Here is a 15,763-nt window from a genome sequence, read left to right as displayed (position 1 = left end):
AACAATTTACTGCGGAAGTGGAGAAAAAAGCGGCACTTTATATTGCAGAGTGAAAGTAAGTGGGAGCGAGCAGGTTTTACGCGGCTCGCTCCGGCAGGTTGTTAGTCTTTGCCGAGCAAAGATTTCCAAATAACTGCACCAATGGCAGCGCCAATGAGTGGGGCTACCCAGAAGAGCCAAAGCTGGCCGAGGGCCGCAGTTTCGGCAAACAGGGCCACGCCCGTGGAGCGGGCCGGATTGACTGAAGTGTTGCTGACAGGGATGGAAACCAGATGGATCAATGTCAGACCTAGGCCAATAGGAATTGGCGCGAAGCCTGCTGGAACGGAAGCAGAAGTTGCCCCCAGGATAATGATCAGAAAGAATGCCGTCAGCACGACTTCGGCCACAAGCACTGCTGTTAGTCCATAGCCGCCCGGTGAGAGCGTATCATATCCATTTGATGCAAAGCCCCCAGCGGCAAATCCGGCCTTCCCTGATGCAACAAGATAGAGCACGGCTGCCGCAGCGATTGCTCCAATTACCTGTGCTATCCAGTATGGGATCAGCTGTTTAACGTCGAAGCGACCGGCTATAGCCAGTCCAAGCGATACTGCCGGATTGAAATGCCCCCCTGAGATACCGCCGACCGCATAGGCCATGGTGAGAACGGTAAGACCAAAGGCCAATGCAACGCCTAGATAGCCGATACCAACGTCAGGTAGCCCGGCTGCCAGAACAGCACTGCCACAACCACCAAGAACTAGCCAGAATGTACCGAAGAATTCCGCTGATAGTCTATTTAGCATGGTAAACCCCCTAGATGAAAAAGGGCCGGATTGGCCCGAATCACACGCTCTATATTTATTCCTGTTTTTTTGGTTCAACAATATCTAGTGGGTTACCTTGGTAAATGGACCGGCTCTAGTCTTTCTAAGACAGTACACGACATGGAAATACTATGAGCGACCTTTGAACGAGCAACTGGGAAAATACGCCTGGCCATTGGCCTCTTGCTCGTAGGCCAGTCAATCGCTACATAACCTGTGACTTTCAGGAGAAACAGATGCTCGCTATCATCCGAACCATAGATCTTGCCCTCGATATCTATACCTGGATTCTTATTGCCAGCGCGATTTTTTCATGGCTTTACGCTTTCAATGTCATCAATTCGAGCAACAGGTTCGTCGCTTCCATTGGCGATTTTCTCTATCGCGTGACCGAACCCGCCTTGCGCCCGATACGGCGGTTTCTCCCCGATCTCGGTGGGATCGATATTTCTCCCATAGTCCTGCTGTTGCTGATCTTCTTCATCCGTCAGCTGCTATGGACCACTATTGCGCCAATCCTGCTTTAAACAGTGACGAGCCAGTACTTTCGCAAGGAAGTTGACGGTCTCACGGTTTTTGTGCGGTTGACTCCAAAATCTGCAAAAGACGCAGTGGAGGGTGTGGAAACAACGGATGATGGCCGTGCGCATCTCAAGGCGCGGGTGCGGGCAGTTCCCGAAGATGGAAAGGCCAATGCAGCACTTATAAAGCTATTGGCAAAATGGCTGGATGTGACACCGCGGAATATCACGATTGTTGCAGGGGCAACGTCGCGGCTTAAACAAATCAGATTTGAAGGCGATCCGGACAGCCTGATTGCCAAGCTGTCCGGTTCAATAAAACTCTAAATAGATTACGCAGTGCCAACTTTAGCGTTATGGCGCTCAATCGCTTCTCTGATCAACTGGCGTGCGGCATCTTCATCGCCCCAATCGCCGATCTTCACCCATTTGCCGGGCTCTAGATCCTTATAATGTTCAAAGAAATGTTGGATCTGCTTCAGCGTGATTTCCGGCAGGTCTGTGTAATTGTGGACCTTCTCGTAACGCAGCGTCAGATGCGGCGAAGGAACAGCAATGATCTTTTCGTCCTGGCCCTTATTGTCTTCCATGACAAGAACGCCAATCGGACGGACATTGATCACGCTTGTAGGCATCAATGCGCGGGTATTACAGATAAGAACGTCGATGGGATCCCCATCATCCGATAATGTATGGGGTACGAAACCATAATTGCCTGGATAGGTCATGGGCGTGTGCAGAAAGCGATCGACGAAGAGCGCGCCGGAATCCTTATCCAGTTCATATTTGATAGGTTGACCGCCGACGGGGACTTCGATGATCACGTTAACGTCTTCAGGAGGATTGTTGCCGACAGGAATGGCATCGATGCGCATATTCTAGGAGTCCTTGTTGGTTTGGGAGTGCTGTACTGATTTTTGGCCCTTTGCGCAACAAGGCGCCGCCTTTTAGGTCGTCATCCAACCTATTCTTGCGACGATTGGGCGCAAAATCAGGATATATCGTAGTATGATTGATGCAGAGAGATGATTTCAACTCCAGACGAAAGCGCGCTTCTTGAGCATCTTGCCGTCGAAACATTCGACACCCTCAGCTACGTCACGGCCCCCCGCGCCGTGATAGAACGAAACGGCAAGATCATTGTCCTCAAGCACCCAGATGACCATACCCTTAAGACCTTGGTCGCCCAAGCTGCGCCTTGCTGCGCCGAGCAATCGTGAGCCGAGACCGCAGCCTTGATATTCCGGACGGATGTAGAGTTCGTAAACCTCGCCCTTCTCCGGCAATTGGCGGGCGCGGTTAGGCCCGAGCGTTGCGTAACCCGCGACGACGCCCCCAATATCGGCCACCAGAATTTGTGTAGAGCGCTTGATGGCTCGTGCCCACCAATCTGCTCCTCTGCGCTCCAGCATGGTGTTAAGAGCGCGATGAGGAATGATGCCGGTGTAGGCACCGCGCCAAGCAGCCAGATGAATGGCAGAAATTGCCACCGCATCAGCCAAACCGGCTTTTCTTATCTCGGTTACGTGCGTGCTCATGGCAAAGAGCATAAACCTGCGACACGCGATTTCGCAACGGCATTACGAACGATTTTTGGGAGCATCAAAAAGAAAAGCGGCGATAAACGCCGCTTTTCCAAAGTCTATAAGTTATGGCGATTAAGCTGCGCCGGCAGCCTTATTGCTCTTTTCGAAACGCTTGCGTTCATTCGGATCAAGGTAAAGCTTGCGCAAACGAATGGACTTCGGCGTAACTTCCATAAGTTCGTCATCCTGAATCCAAGACAGAGCGCGTTCGAGCGTCATGCGGATTGGCGGGGTGAGCTTGACGGCTTCGTCCTTGCCGGCAGCGCGGATATTGGTCAGCTTCTTGCCCTTGAGGATATTCACTTCAAGATCATTGTCGCGCGAATGGATGCCAATGATCATACCGGCATAGACCTTAACGCCTGCTTCGATAATCATCTGACCACGGTCTTCGAGGTTCCACATGGCGAATGCCACGGATTCACCCTGATCGTTGGAGATCAGAACGCCATTGTTGCGACCTGCGATTTCGCCCCGGAAAGGCTCATAGGCGCGGAACAGCCGGTTCATGATCGCGGTGCCGCGTGTATCTGTCAAAAGCTCTGACTGATAGCCAATGAGGCCGCGTGTCGGTGCGTAGAAAACCATCCGGACACGATTGCCGCCAGAGGGACGCAGCTCAACCATTTCGGCTTTGCGCTCTGACATCTTCTGAACAACCGTACCGGAATATTCTTCATCAACGTCGATCAGAACTTCTTCGATAGGCTCGAGCAGATTGCCTGCATCGTCCTTTTGCATCACAACGCGCGGGCGGGAAACACCAAGCTCAAAGCCTTCACGGCGCATGTTTTCGATGAGAACGGCGAGCTGCAATTCACCGCGACCGGATACGAAGAATGAGTCCTTTTCGCCCGATTCCTCGACCTTGAGCGCAACATTGCCTTCAGCTTCCTTCATCAGGCGATCACGAATGACGCGGCTGGTAACCTTGTCGCCTTCAGTGCCGGCGAGCGGGCTGTCGTTGACGATGAAGGACATGGTAACCGTTGGCGGATCGATAGGCTGCGCATGAAGCGGTTCGGTCACTTCAAGAGCGCAGAAAGTATCAGCAACAGTTCCTTTTTGCAGACCGGCGATTGCAACGATGTCGCCCGCATGGGCTTCGTCAATCGATTGGCGCTCAAGACCACGGAAGGTCAAAATCTTTGAGATACGGCCGGTTTCGATCTGTGTGCCATCGCCGTGCAAAACCTTGACGGGCTGGTTGGACTTGACTGTACCGGAATGGATGCGGCCTGTGATAATGCGACCCAGGAACGGATCGGCTTCAAGGATTGTTCCGATCATCTTGAAAGGGCCTTCGCCAACGGTTGGCGCGGGCACATGATCAAGAACCATGTCAAACAAGGCGGATAGACCCTGATCCTGCGGGCCTTCTGGATTTTTTGCCATCCAGCCATTGCGGCCTGAACCATAAAGGATCGGGAAATCAAGCTGTTCGTCAGTAGCGTCCAGTGCAGCAAAAAGATCGAAAACTTCGTTTACGACTTCTTCGTGACGTGCATCAGGACGGTCGATCTTGTTGATCGCTACGATTGGACGAAGCCCAACTTTCAAAGCCTTACCAACAACAAACTTTGTTTGTGGCATCGGACCTTCAGCCGCATCGACGAGAACGATGGCGCCATCGACCATCGAAAGAATACGTTCGACTTCACCACCGAAATCGGCGTGGCCAGGTGTATCAACGATGTTGATGCGGGAATCTTTCCAGACTACGGAAGTGGCCTTGGCGAGAATGGTGATCCCGCGTTCCTTTTCGATGTCGTTGGAGTCCATCATTCTTTCGGCAACGCGCTGATTATCGCGGAAGTTGCCGGACTGTTTCAATAGTTCGTCAACAAGCGTGGTTTTGCCATGGTCAACGTGTGCGATGATCGCGATGTTGCGCAGTTTCATGAGGTTCTCTTTGGAGGATTGTGGACGCAAAATTGCATGCGACGCTTTACATTTGCGCGCTCCATACATGTTTTTTCGCAATTGCGAAAGGGGGCGGCACAGGAATATGCCGCCCAGATCGCATTCCGCCTGTCTTTTTAGAGCAAGGTTCCTGACAGGATAACCAGCGCAATGCTGAAATAAATCACCAAACCCGTGACATCGACGAGCGTTGCGACAAAAGGTGCAGAAGCACTTGCCGGGTCAAAACCAAGCCTTTGCATAGCAAAAGGCAGCATCGAACCGACGAGCGAGCCGAAGGTCACGATACCGACCAGCGCAGCGCCGACAGTGGCGGCAACCAATTGCCAATGCTGGCCGTAATCATAAAGACCAAGCATTTGCCAAGCGGCAATACGTGCAACGCCGATCAAGCCCAAGAATGATCCGAGCACCAGTCCGGTTGGTATTTCGCGCAGGGCGACCCTCCACCAATCCTTCAGCCGCAGGTCCTGCAAGGCCAAGGCACGGATAAGCAGGGACGTAGCCTGAGAACCGGAATTACCGCCGGAACTCATGATCAGAGGAATAAACAGTGTTAAAACAACAGCCTTTTCCAGTTCACCCTCGAAATGCTGCATGGCGCTGGCGGTTAACATTTCGCCCAGGAGCAAAATCCCGAGCCAACCGGCACGCTTATGGATCATCTGAAAGAAGCCGATTTGCATGTAAGGCTTGTTCAAAGCCTCCATGCCGCCAAACTTTAGAGTATCCTCAGTCATCTCCTGCGTCATGGTATCAATGACGTCATCAACAGTAACGATTCCAATGACTTGATTGTTGTCGGTCACAACTGGCACGGCCAAAAGATCGTGCTTGCGGAATAGACGTGCAACATCTTCCTGATCGGTCAGCGGCGTAACCACGACAGGAGCAACATCGCGCCCAACGCTCAATATGGAAGCCTCGGGCTCACTGCTAATCAGCCGACGCAATGCTACAGTGCGAAGCAAAACTTTCGTTGCAGGATCAATAACATAGATCGCATATATTGTTTCGCGGGAACGCTCTACCTCGCGGATATGCTGCAGGGTTTGCGCAACGGTCCAGCTGGATGGCACGCTGACAAACTCCGTCGTCATCAGGCTGCCCGCCGTATGGGGTGGGTAGCGCAGGAGCTTGCGAAGCGCAGCGGTGGTTTCAGGCCCGAGACCAGCAGCAAGACGCGCCCGGTCTTCTGGTTCGAGTTCCTGAAAAATGTCGGTAACCCGGTCAATTGACATCTCATCAAGAATGTCCCGGGCTTTGGCGGCAGGCAGACTCTTGATGATTGCCGGCGCTGAATGCAGCTCGGGTTGATCAAGAATAAGCACGGCCTGTTCAAGCGGCATATCATTGAAAATATCAATGATATCAGTAAGTTCTAGTTCATTGAGAAGCTCGATCGCATCGGCTGCATGCATGGATGCGAGGCGCTGCGTGATGTTCAGGTCTGCGTTTACCGCATCCTGATGTACGAGGATGTTGTTCATTTTACTCGCCTTTCCGTCGATCCGCCGTCAAGGGGGATCAAGGCGAGCTGATTTCAAATCAGGCCAGGATCACCGCTGACGGCGCAAACAATCGACTACTGTCGTCGTTGGGCATGGAAGTAGATTCCTGGTTAAAACAAGCAGGCGCGGAATGCGGACCCTGCATGGCGTCATTTGGCTCCGCGGCAAGGGAAAGTCAACCCCGCATGAACATTGCTACCGAGCACAACCAAAACACACCAACAAATAGCAAAAATTGGGTAAGAATCGACGATTCTTCGGGAAAAATCGGTGAAACTCCAGCCATGGTCTGCCATTTGAGGAAATTCTCCTCGAAAAACGCCGGAAGAGCGTTGAACTGATCCGAATTTTATTGCGGGCTCGGAAAGAACGAGGTGAAATTTCCGTTCAGGCTTTCACTTTCACGTTCTGCGGGTCGTAAAGCGGTTCGATGTGCAACTCTGCCGCGAAACGTTCATTGGCAATGATGAGTTCATATTTGCCCTCCCGAAGGAAGTCGCCGGTAACGCCTTCATCATTTCGCACATACCCATATCCGACCGGTTTTCCGATCGTATATCCGAAGCCGCCGCTGGTGAGGTATCCGGCAAAGACTCCGTTGCGCAATATTGTTTCACGGCCAAGAAGGACAACATTGCTGTCTGCGACAGTAAAAGCCGCAAGGCATTTCTTCAGCGGTTTGGCATTGATGGCTTCGCTGGGAGCGCGGCCGATAAAATCGGTATTCTTGCGAAGCTTGACCGCCCAGCCAAGTCCGGCCTCGAAAGGGGAATCATTGGGCGTAATATCCGAGCCCCAGGCTCGGTACCCTTTTTCGAGGCGGAGCGATTCAATGGCGCGGTATCCGACAGGCCGGATACCGAACTCTTCGCCCGCTGACATGAGTGCGTCGAATACCGCTCCGGTTGCAGCAAGCGGTACATGTAATTCCCAGCCGAGCTCGCCGACATAGGTGATGCGCAATGCGCGAATAATCGTTCCGGCTATTTCAATTTCGCGAACATGACCGAACGGAAAAGCACTGTTGCCGACATCGGCACTGGTAACCTTTGCCAACACCTTCCGGGCCATTGGGCCCATAAGCGAAAGTGTCCCGTAATCTTCAGTTATGTCGGTAAGTTCTGCGTCGAGATCTTGGCCGATGTGATCCCTGATCCAGGCAAAATCGTGAGTGCGGAAACCCGTTCCGGTGACGATGTAGAACTTGTCTTCGGCAAGCCGCGCGACAGTCAGATCGCACTCAATGCCGCCTCTGGTATTGAGGAGCTGGGTATAGGTGAGACGGCCTGCGGGCCTGGAAACATCATTGGCGCAAATGTAATCCAGAGCCTTGGCGGCGTCCTTGCCTGAAAGTTCAAACTTGGCAAAGGATGATTGGTCGAAAATGCCCACTTTTTCCCGGACCAGCCGGTGTTCTTCCCCCACGGCGTCAAACCAGTTCTGGCGACCCATAGAATAGACGTCTTCGGAAGGCGCGCCTTCCGGCGCAAACCAGTTGGGGCGCTCCCAGCCAAGTTTTGAACCAAAGACGGCGCGATACTTTTTTAAACGTTCATAAAGCGGCGAAACAATAGTGGGACGGCCAGAGACATATTCCTCATGCGGGAAGCCGATTGTGTAATGCTTGCCATAGGCTTCCAGCGTCCTGTCCCGTACCCAGACCCGATTGCGATGAAGATTGGAGAAGCGGCGAATATCGACGGCCCACAGATCGAGCGGTGCTTCCCCATCGATCGCCCATTGCGCCAGAACCCAGCCTGCACCACCGCCGGAGGCAATGCCGAAAGCATTGAAGCCAGCGCCAACAAACATATTCGAGCATTCCGGTGCGACACCAAGGATGAAATTGCCATCCGGGGTGAAGCTTTCCGGTCCGTTGATCATTTGCTTGACGCCTGCCGTTTCCAGCGCCGGAATGCGTTCAATGGCTTGAAGCATATGTTGCTCAAAATGATCGAAATCATCGTCGAACAAGCGGAATTGCCAGTCATTGGGCACGTCGCCTGTCATCCAGCTTTGCGGATTTGGCTCATAGCCGCCCATAACCAGTCCGCCGACCTCCTCCTTGAAGTAAGTGCGCCGATCCGGATCACGCAATGTCGGCGCGTCGGCCGCAAGCCCTTCGATCTTTTCAGTGATAATATATTGGTGTTTTATCGGCTGCAAAGGCACGTTGATACCTGCCATATCCCCGACCTGCCGAGCCCATTGCCCGGCGCAATTAATGACTTTTTCGCAAACAATATCACCCTGGTCTGTCTTGACCTTCATGATCCTGTCGCCGTCCATTTCGAAGCCGGTAACCCTTATGTTCTCGATAATCCTGGCGCCATTCATCCGCGCGCCCTTGGCCAGCGACTGCGTGATATCCGAAGGACTGGCCTGCCCATCCGTTGGCAACCAACTCGCACCGACGAGATCATCGATATTCAAAAGTGGCCACATTGCCTTGACGTCTTTCGGCGATAAAAGCTCCATATCCATACCGAAGCTGCCAGCCGTGGTTTTAAGCCGCTTGTATTCGGTCCAGCGGTCCTGATTGGTGGCAAGCCGAAGGCACCCGGTCATTTTCCACCCGGTCTCAAGTCCCGTTTCCGCAGCAAGCCGCTTGTACAGATCAACGGAGTATTTGAGAACGCGCGTTATGGATGCCGAGGAGCGCAGTTGACCGACCAGGCCAGCGGCATGCCATGTGGACCCGGATGTCAGTTGACCCATTTCGAGCAGAATAACATCAGCCTTGTGATCCTTGGCAAGATGGTAGGCTGTGGAGCAGCCAATGATGCCGCCGCCAATGATGACAATTTGAGCGTGGGAAGGAAGGATCATGATGTGAGTACTCTGCTGTTTATTGCATATCGAGATTGCGTGGTTCGCCCTTCGACAAGCTCAGGAGGGCTCACCATGAGGAAGGTCAAAGTGTTGCAACGAGAGCCGCCAGCGTTGTGCACTTCACGCCCTGCAAGCAAACCATCATGGTGAGCCGCGTCGAACCACGCACAACTAGGATTGCAGTTTGGAATTTATCCATAACTTGTCCGATACCTCTCCATTGCCTGGTCGAGCCGAAGCAGGTTTTCAGCCGTATAGGCGGCGTAATCAACGCCCGGTGCGCTGAGATGAAGTTCTGAAACCATGCTCCACATGGCTTCGCGCAGCAGAGAAGCGCATTGCATCGCTGCGTGAGAACGCTGGAGTTCAGGGTCCGGCGGACCACTGAAATAGGCCTCGAGCAAGGCATTGGATTCTTCGCCGTCAAGTCCGGCATTTGATGCGAGGCCTGCAAGATCAAACATCGCTGTAGAGAACCCTGCATATTCAAAATCAATCAGCCACAGCCGCTCGCCATCATCGAGAATATTGGCGGGCAACAGGTCATTATGGCTGAAGATAATAGGCAGCGGTTTTTGTACTGCTTCCATTTCCTCGGCTATTTCGAGATAGGAGGGAAGTTCAGAAACAAACCGGCTTTTACCGACCTCGAGCGTACGGGCATAATCGCGAATTACATGAAATGCCCAGAACATGAAGCCGGGCCCTGGAATATATTCCGGCATGCTGGTGTGAAACTGCCGGATGAGCCGGGCAATACGTGGGATGTTTGCCCGCACATCATCGGCATTCCATGTTTTCGCACCAAGGAAGGCGGTGACCATAATGCCATCTTGCGCGTGGAACAGCTCAGGCGCGAAGCCAGCGCGATGTGCCGCCTGCGCCGTCATTGCCTCGCGGGTGCGAAATACATGATGAAAAGGATAATCCGTGCCGAAACGAACCACATACTTGCCCGTATCGTCCTCGACCACATAGCTTTCATTGCTGATGCCTCCCTTAAGCAGGGCAATGCTTATATCGCCTTTCCACAAGGGCAAGGCGGCAATCCGCGATTCCGCTAGCCTGTTATCGGCAAGGCTTGTCACAGATTTCATGCTATGCATCCGCTCCTCATTGCTCGCTGACGGAGCGCAAAGTGCAGTCAGGCAGACTCATCATGAGCAACGAACTTGTTTCATGGGATTGTGAGCTCTCCATGAACAGAACGGCTATTCAAGATGTACTGCGTAGCATCCCACTAACTGCTTTTTATTATTTGAGGATGCTTCCCCTCACGATGAGCCTGTCTAACCACGCTTCTTATTTGTCCAGGCAGGTTCCTGCATCCCACGACGTCTGTCAACAGAATTATGTGTGATTTTGTGGTTTTTGTGACTGGTAATATGAAATTCTGTGATATTTATGCCTGTATTCTTACGTTTTCGTCAAAGGTTCGGTCATGAGTTCGAAACGGCGCGGTGAAATTAAACGCCTTTTGCAAGATGAGGGGACAATTTCGATTGCCGATCTTGCCTTGAAGCTGGGTGTTTCTCTTGAAACAATCCGGCGTGACGTAAAGCCCTTATATGATGAAGGCGCAATTACCCGCGTCCATGGAGCAATAGGCCTGCCGCTCCACCTTGGAGAGGCGCCATTTGAGCTGCGTATGCGGGAGAATGCCGATGCAAAGCGTATGATCGCGCATTATGTGGCGCGCACCATCCAGAATGGCGAATCCGTCATGCTGGATACTGGAACAACGACGAGCTTTCTCGCCCGTCAACTTCTGCAGCATCGCAATCTGACGGTGATTACCAATTCGTCCGATATTGCCCGCACTCTGGCAACGGTTAACGGAAACAGGGTTTTCATGGCGGGCGGAGAATTGCGCAGCGATAGTGGTGCGGCGTTCGGAGTATCCGCAATGGAATTTGTCAGCCGATTCAGTGTCAATCACGCCGTCATTTCCATAGGCGCAATCGATGCCTCAGGCGGCATTATGGACTATGATCTGGAGGAGGCAGAATTTGCGCGTACCGTGCTTTCGCGGGGCGCCCGCAAACTGGCAATTTCCGATGCCACAAAATTCGGGCGGCGCGGATTGGTCAAAGTGTGCGGTTTCGATGGGTTTGACGAGTTGGTGACGGATCGGGAACCGCCCGCGGATATAGCCCAGGCTCTGGCTGATGCCGGGGCGATTTTGACCATAGCCGCGCGCCAATAGCTATCGAGCAAGAAACGGATTGGCTCTGGAACATTCGTAGCTATTCTTAAGCTGAGTCGGAGCGCGCCTATGTCCAAACTGCTGCTTAGCAAATCCATCCATACCAAGATCGGTCCAATGATTGCCATGGCTACCGGCGAAGCCCTGGTTCTGCTGGAATTTCACGACCGGCCGATCCTGCCTTATGAGTTGAAAGAGTTGCAGCAACGCTACGGCTATTCGATTGCTTCGGGAAGCAATGCCGTACTTGAACAGACACAAGCAGAATTGGACGCCTATTTCGATGGGGAATTGACAAAGTTTGAAACACCTTTGGTATTGCCAGCCATGCCTTTCCAAAAACAGGTCTGGACGGCGCTGCAAGATATTCCCTACGGAGAAACCCGCACCTATGGCCGTATCGCTGGCGATCTCGGAAGGCCGAATGCGAGCCGGGCAGTCGGGGCGGCCAATGGACAAAACCGTTTGGCGATTATTATTCCCTGCCACCGCGTGATCGGAGCCGACGGCGCCATGACCGGATATGGCGGGGGCAAACATCGCAAACGCTATTTGCTGGATCTGGAACACCGCGTAGCTGCGGGTATTTCCGGAAGCCCGGTGTTTCACCCGATTACTGCGCAAAGCAGTATGTTCTAGGATGGTGACGCCGCTATCTCTCTTTAGCGCGGAGAGATAGCGGCATATTAGAGCGGCGGCAAATCAGATATTTGCGCCGCCATCAATGACGAAGCTTGACCCCGTGATGAAGCGGCCCTCTTCACCTGCGAGAAAGGCTACCAGTCCGGCAATATCCTTCGCTTCGCCAAATTTCGGGATCGCCATTCGGGCGCGTTGGACTTCGGCATGATCGCCATTGGCGGGATTCATATCCGTATCGGTAGAACCGGGGTGGACGATATTGGCTGTGATTTCCCGTGGGCCAAGATCCCGCGCAAGCGCTTTAGTCAAGCCAATGAGTGCCGCCTTGCTGGTGGAATAGGCGATCAGCCCGGCCGAGGGAACGATCTCGGCAAGATTGCTGCCGATGGAAATGATGCGGCCGCCAGCGCCCATATGCACTGCTGCCGCCTTTGAGGCGACGAAGCTGGCGCGGACGTGAATGGACATAACCCGGTCAAATTCAGCCAGTTCCAGCTGGTCTACGGTGTCCATGGTGTAGACGCCCGCATTATTGACGAGGATATCGAGACGGCCAAGCTTGGCGTGGGCTTCGTTAACAGCGTTTTCGAGGGCCTTAACATCAAGGTTATCCGCCTTGATGGCGAGAGCGCGGCGGCCTAGCTTCTCGATAGCCTTGACAGTTTCATCGGCTTTTGCTGCGGCGCTGGTATAGGTGATGGCAATATCTGCCCCATCCTGTGCCAGTTTAAGCGCAATGGCTGCGCCCATTCCGCGGCTTCCGCCAGTGATGAAGGCTACTTTATTGTCGAGGCGGGACATGGCATTTCCTTTTATGTAATGATCGATACATAATGCTTGTCATGGTTGCATCGAGAGGTCAAGTGATTTATGTATCGATCATTATAGAAAGGATTCCATCATGTCAGCGAAAGGCCGTCCGCGCGCATTTGACCGCGATGCTGCGCTTGAACGCGCGATGCAGGTTTTCTGGAAACGGGGCTATGAGAGCGCCTCAATGGCTGACCTGACGGCGGCAATGGAAATCAATGCGCCCAGCCTTTACGCGGCATTTGGCAGCAAAGCCGATCTCTTCAAGGAGGCCGTGGAGCTTTATACCAACAAGATTGGGCAGCGCATAAAGAACGCCTTGCCCAATGCAGCCACCGCAAAGGAAGGCGTTGCCGACTTCCTCATGCAAACCGCAATATCGCATACGGACCCCGACCAGCCGCATGGATGCATGGTGGTGCTCGGTGCGCTGCATGGTGACGAGGCCGTGGGCACGCCGTGCTCTCTATTGCGCGAGCGCAGGCTCGACAATGTAACATTATTGCGCGGAAGGCTGGAGCGCGGCGTGCGTGAGGGTGAAATTGCAGCTTCCGTCGACCTTCAGCAAGTGGCTGAATTCTATGCAACCGTGCAGCACGGCATGTCGATTACGGCGCGTGATGGAGCCACATTGGAGCAATTGACCAAGACCGCCCAAGCTGCGATGGCGGCGTGGGAAGGTCTGGTCTCGGAGTGACCGGCATTAAGGGTGCATGATTGCTCCCTTGGTGATTTTGTCGACAGCTCTTTTTTCAGCCCGCAATGCGATTCCCACCAGCTTGGCATTGTCTGGTTCGAAACGGCCGAACATTTCGCGGTTGGCAACGTCATTGCCGGTTGCAAACATCTCCTCGACATAGGCTGAGGTGGTTATGTTGCGTTCAAGTGAACGTCTGTGAATTTTCCGCAGCGTCTCTTGATCTGCAGCCAGCACCACCATGGGCTGGATTGCCATCGCATTATAGACATTTCCCGCGCCATCCCTATATGGTTCGCCAATGATGGCCGGATACTGGGCCGTAATGCCGCTTGTCAGAAAGGCTGCGACATTGAGCTTTTGCCAAGTGGCAAGGTCATCGCGCAGAACGATAACAATCTTGGTATCAGACATGAAATCAAACTCCATTCGTGGATATGCTGAAACGTCGGCCATAGCAGTCGGGGGAACTGAGGGTCTTGTACGTTTGTGCAACACGGGGAGCGATGGAATCGTTCAGGCGCCGCCCTCACGAGGTATTGAAAGGATTGAAGCCCGTTTCTCTGGCCAGGGTTTCGAACCACACCGGCATGATACCTATGCGCTTGGACTAACCCTTTCAGGCGTTCAGACCTTCCGATATCGCGGCGCTTCGCGCTTCAGTCTGCCAGGTAATATTATCATTCTCCATCCCGATGAAGTGCATGATGGTGCGGCCGGAACTGATAGTGGCCTGAGCTACCGGATGCTGTATCTCCCGCCGGAACGCCTTATCGAAGCGGCAGATACATTGCGTTCCCTGCCATTCGTCGCCGATCCTGTGATTTCGGATGTAGCATTCCAACGCTGTCTCGCCGAGGCTCTTTGTCAGATTGAAACAAGGTTGGATGACCTTCAGCTTGACGATCTTATCGGGCGGTTCGCTGAAGGACTTCATCGTCATTCCGGCCAAAAATCGCGCACATCGAACCGAATTGCGGTAAAAGCGGTTCTGCTATGCCGTGAATTTCTCCAGGACAATTGCGACCGCGTTGTTTCATCTGGAGAACTGGAAGCAATCTGTGGTCTTGATCGATATACGCTGGCCAGACATTTTCGCTGTCTTCTTGGCACAAGCCCGCATCGTTATCTCCTGATGCGTCGTCTGGACAAAGCCAAGGCGTGGCTATCGAAAGGTGCCGATCTTGCCGATGTGGCAGTGAGTTCCGGATTTGCCGACCAAGCCCATTTTACACGGCACTTCAAGAAGACCTTCGGCATGACGCCGGGTCATTGGAAAGGGCTTACATTTGCCGCCAGCCGACGCGTCGCAATTTGAATGAAGACAATTCATGCGCCGAAAGCAAACGGGCGGCACAAGGCCACCCGTTTGCATTCAATAAGTGAAACTGCCGATTAGCTGGCAGCTTCTTCTTCGGCAGGTGCTTCTGCAGGAGCAGCAGCAGCTTCGGCGGCAGCGGCCTTGGCAGCTTCAGCGGCTTCTGCTTCAGCGGCAGCCTTTGCCTTCGCATCTTCTTCAGCCTGCTTGGCCATAGCAACGCGTTCCTGCGCCTTCTTGCCTGGCAGTGCCTTTTCAGGATTGCTGCGGGTGTCGCGCTTGGCGATACCAGCCTGATCAAGGAAGCGAAGAACGCGGTCTGTTGGCTGTGCGCCGTGACCGATCCAGTAGTTGATACGCTCTGCATCAAGCTTGACGCGATCGCCATCCTTGGGGAGCATCGGGTTCCATGAGCCGACGTTTTCGATGAAACGGCCGTCGCGTGGCGAACGGACGTCAGCAACGACGACGTGGTAGTAAGGGCGCTTCTTCGACCCTGCACGGGCCAGACGGATTTTCAATGGCATTGTTAGTCTCCTAGCTTTCTTTTCTGTTGCCGCAATTCCTGATGGAAAACCGAAATTCGCTATTCCTGGGATTGCTTAGCTGCCGTTTTCTTTGGCAGCTGTTGTTTCGTGATGCCTGATCACTTCCTTGACGATGAAGTTCAGGAACTTCTCGGCAAAATCGGGGTCGAGGTCGGCAGACAGCGCCAGAGTGCGCAGTCGTTCGACCTGTTGTTTTTCGCGGTTCGGGTCAGCCGGAGCCAGACCGTTCTTCGCCTTGAGAACGCCAACCGCCTTGGTGCAGCGAAAGCGCTCTGCGAGCATGTGGATCAACGCGGCATCGATATTGTCGATGGATGCGCGCAGTTCGAGCAATTCTTTTGGCAGGGATGATGAGCTCAT

The 15,763-nt window shown here is 53.4% G+C and carries 17 protein-coding genes; 6 read left to right on the top strand and 11 right to left on the bottom strand.

Annotation, left to right across the window (positions count from 1 at the left end; all coding sequences use genetic code 11):
- Window positions 1-101: 101 nt before the first annotated feature.
- Entirely contained in the window at window positions 102-788 is a 687-nt protein-coding gene (gene aqpZ, locus V9K95_RS06430) for an aquaporin Z (RefSeq protein WP_115054391.1), read from the bottom strand.
- Window positions 789-1,045: 257 nt separating this feature from the next.
- On the opposite strand from aqpZ, the gene V9K95_RS06425 reads away from it, so the two are divergent.
- Window positions 1,046-1,336, top strand: a complete 291-nt coding sequence (locus V9K95_RS06425; protein ID WP_115054390.1) for a YggT family protein — start codon at window positions 1,046-1,048, stop codon at window positions 1,334-1,336.
- A gap of 3 nt (window positions 1,337-1,339) precedes the next feature.
- The gene (locus V9K95_RS06420; RefSeq protein ID WP_336440380.1) at window positions 1,340-1,657 is read left to right on the top strand and encodes a DUF167 family protein; all 318 of its coding nucleotides are present in this window, start codon (window positions 1,340-1,342) and stop codon (window positions 1,655-1,657) included.
- A gap of 5 nt (window positions 1,658-1,662) precedes the next feature.
- On the opposite strand, the gene ppa is transcribed toward V9K95_RS06420, so the two are convergent.
- The 6 genes from ppa to V9K95_RS06390 all read right to left on the bottom strand — a co-directional run bounded on the left by ppa (window position 1,663) and on the right by V9K95_RS06390 (window position 10,279).
- Entirely contained in the window at window positions 1,663-2,205 is a 543-nt protein-coding gene (gene ppa / locus V9K95_RS06415) for an inorganic diphosphatase (RefSeq protein ID WP_115054388.1), read from the bottom strand.
- A gap of 156 nt (window positions 2,206-2,361) precedes the next feature.
- Window positions 2,362-2,868, bottom strand: coding sequence for a GNAT family N-acetyltransferase (locus tag V9K95_RS06410; protein ID WP_115054779.1), 507 nt, complete (start codon window positions 2,866-2,868; stop codon window positions 2,362-2,364).
- A 120-nt stretch (window positions 2,869-2,988) separates the two neighbouring features.
- Complete coding sequence (gene typA, locus V9K95_RS06405; RefSeq protein ID WP_115054778.1) at window positions 2,989-4,818, bottom strand: translational GTPase TypA; 1,830 nt, start codon at window positions 4,816-4,818, stop codon at window positions 2,989-2,991.
- 137 nt (window positions 4,819-4,955) lie between these two features.
- Window positions 4,956-6,329 carry a magnesium transporter gene (mgtE, locus tag V9K95_RS06400; protein WP_336440381.1) on the bottom strand — a complete coding sequence of 458 codons (1,374 nt, stop codon included), beginning with the start codon at window positions 6,327-6,329 and terminating at the stop codon, window positions 4,956-4,958.
- Window positions 6,330-6,737: 408 nt separating this feature from the next.
- The gene (locus tag V9K95_RS06395; protein ID WP_336440382.1) at window positions 6,738-9,179 is read right to left on the bottom strand and encodes a GcvT family protein; all 2,442 of its coding nucleotides are present in this window, start codon (window positions 9,177-9,179) and stop codon (window positions 6,738-6,740) included.
- 194 nt (window positions 9,180-9,373) lie between these two features.
- The gene (locus V9K95_RS06390; protein WP_336440383.1) at window positions 9,374-10,279 is read right to left on the bottom strand and encodes a choline/ethanolamine kinase family protein; all 906 of its coding nucleotides are present in this window, start codon (window positions 10,277-10,279) and stop codon (window positions 9,374-9,376) included.
- Window positions 10,280-10,623: 344 nt separating this feature from the next.
- On the opposite strand from V9K95_RS06390, the gene V9K95_RS06385 reads away from it, so the two are divergent.
- Together V9K95_RS06385 and V9K95_RS06380 are read left to right on the top strand one after the other, a co-directional pair.
- Complete coding sequence (locus tag V9K95_RS06385; RefSeq protein WP_336440384.1) at window positions 10,624-11,388, top strand: DeoR/GlpR family DNA-binding transcription regulator; 765 nt, start codon at window positions 10,624-10,626, stop codon at window positions 11,386-11,388.
- Window positions 11,389-11,457: 69 nt separating this feature from the next.
- Window positions 11,458-12,027 carry a methylated-DNA--[protein]-cysteine S-methyltransferase gene (locus tag V9K95_RS06380; protein ID WP_336440385.1) on the top strand — a complete coding sequence of 190 codons (570 nt, stop codon included), beginning with the start codon at window positions 11,458-11,460 and terminating at the stop codon, window positions 12,025-12,027.
- A 63-nt stretch (window positions 12,028-12,090) separates the two neighbouring features.
- Here the strand turns inward: V9K95_RS06380 and V9K95_RS06375 are convergent, their stop codons facing one another.
- On the bottom strand, window positions 12,091-12,831 hold the full coding sequence (locus V9K95_RS06375; protein ID WP_336440386.1) for a 3-oxoacyl-ACP reductase family protein: 741 nt from the start codon (window positions 12,829-12,831) through the stop codon (window positions 12,091-12,093).
- A gap of 100 nt (window positions 12,832-12,931) precedes the next feature.
- On the opposite strand from V9K95_RS06375, the gene V9K95_RS06370 reads away from it, so the two are divergent.
- Window positions 12,932-13,537, top strand: a complete 606-nt coding sequence (locus V9K95_RS06370) for a TetR family transcriptional regulator (protein WP_115054382.1) — start codon at window positions 12,932-12,934, stop codon at window positions 13,535-13,537.
- Window positions 13,538-13,543: 6 nt separating this feature from the next.
- Here the strand turns inward: V9K95_RS06370 and V9K95_RS06365 are convergent, their stop codons facing one another.
- Complete coding sequence (locus V9K95_RS06365; protein ID WP_115054381.1) at window positions 13,544-13,951, bottom strand: DUF2000 family protein; 408 nt, start codon at window positions 13,949-13,951, stop codon at window positions 13,544-13,546.
- Between V9K95_RS06365 and V9K95_RS06360 the strand changes: the two genes are divergently transcribed.
- Entirely contained in the window at window positions 13,950-14,855 is a 906-nt protein-coding gene (locus V9K95_RS06360) for an AraC family transcriptional regulator (protein ID WP_336440387.1), read from the top strand. The two genes, V9K95_RS06365 and V9K95_RS06360, sit on opposite strands and share 2 nt — an antisense overlap.
- A gap of 77 nt (window positions 14,856-14,932) precedes the next feature.
- On the opposite strand, the gene rpsP is transcribed toward V9K95_RS06360, so the two are convergent.
- Together rpsP and V9K95_RS06350 are read right to left on the bottom strand one after the other, a co-directional pair.
- A complete protein-coding gene (gene rpsP, locus V9K95_RS06355) occupies window positions 14,933-15,382 on the bottom strand; it encodes a 30S ribosomal protein S16 (protein WP_307281193.1) in 450 nt (149 codons plus the stop codon).
- Window positions 15,383-15,457: 75 nt separating this feature from the next.
- Complete coding sequence (locus tag V9K95_RS06350) at window positions 15,458-15,763, bottom strand: chorismate mutase (protein ID WP_115054378.1); 306 nt, start codon at window positions 15,761-15,763, stop codon at window positions 15,458-15,460.

It is taken from the genome of Phyllobacterium sp. CCNWLW183 (genome assembly GCF_037203775.1).
Taxonomy (GTDB): Bacteria; Pseudomonadota; Alphaproteobacteria; order Rhizobiales; family Rhizobiaceae; genus Phyllobacterium; species Phyllobacterium ifriqiyense.
This window is presented reverse-complemented; position numbering and strand designations above follow the sequence as displayed.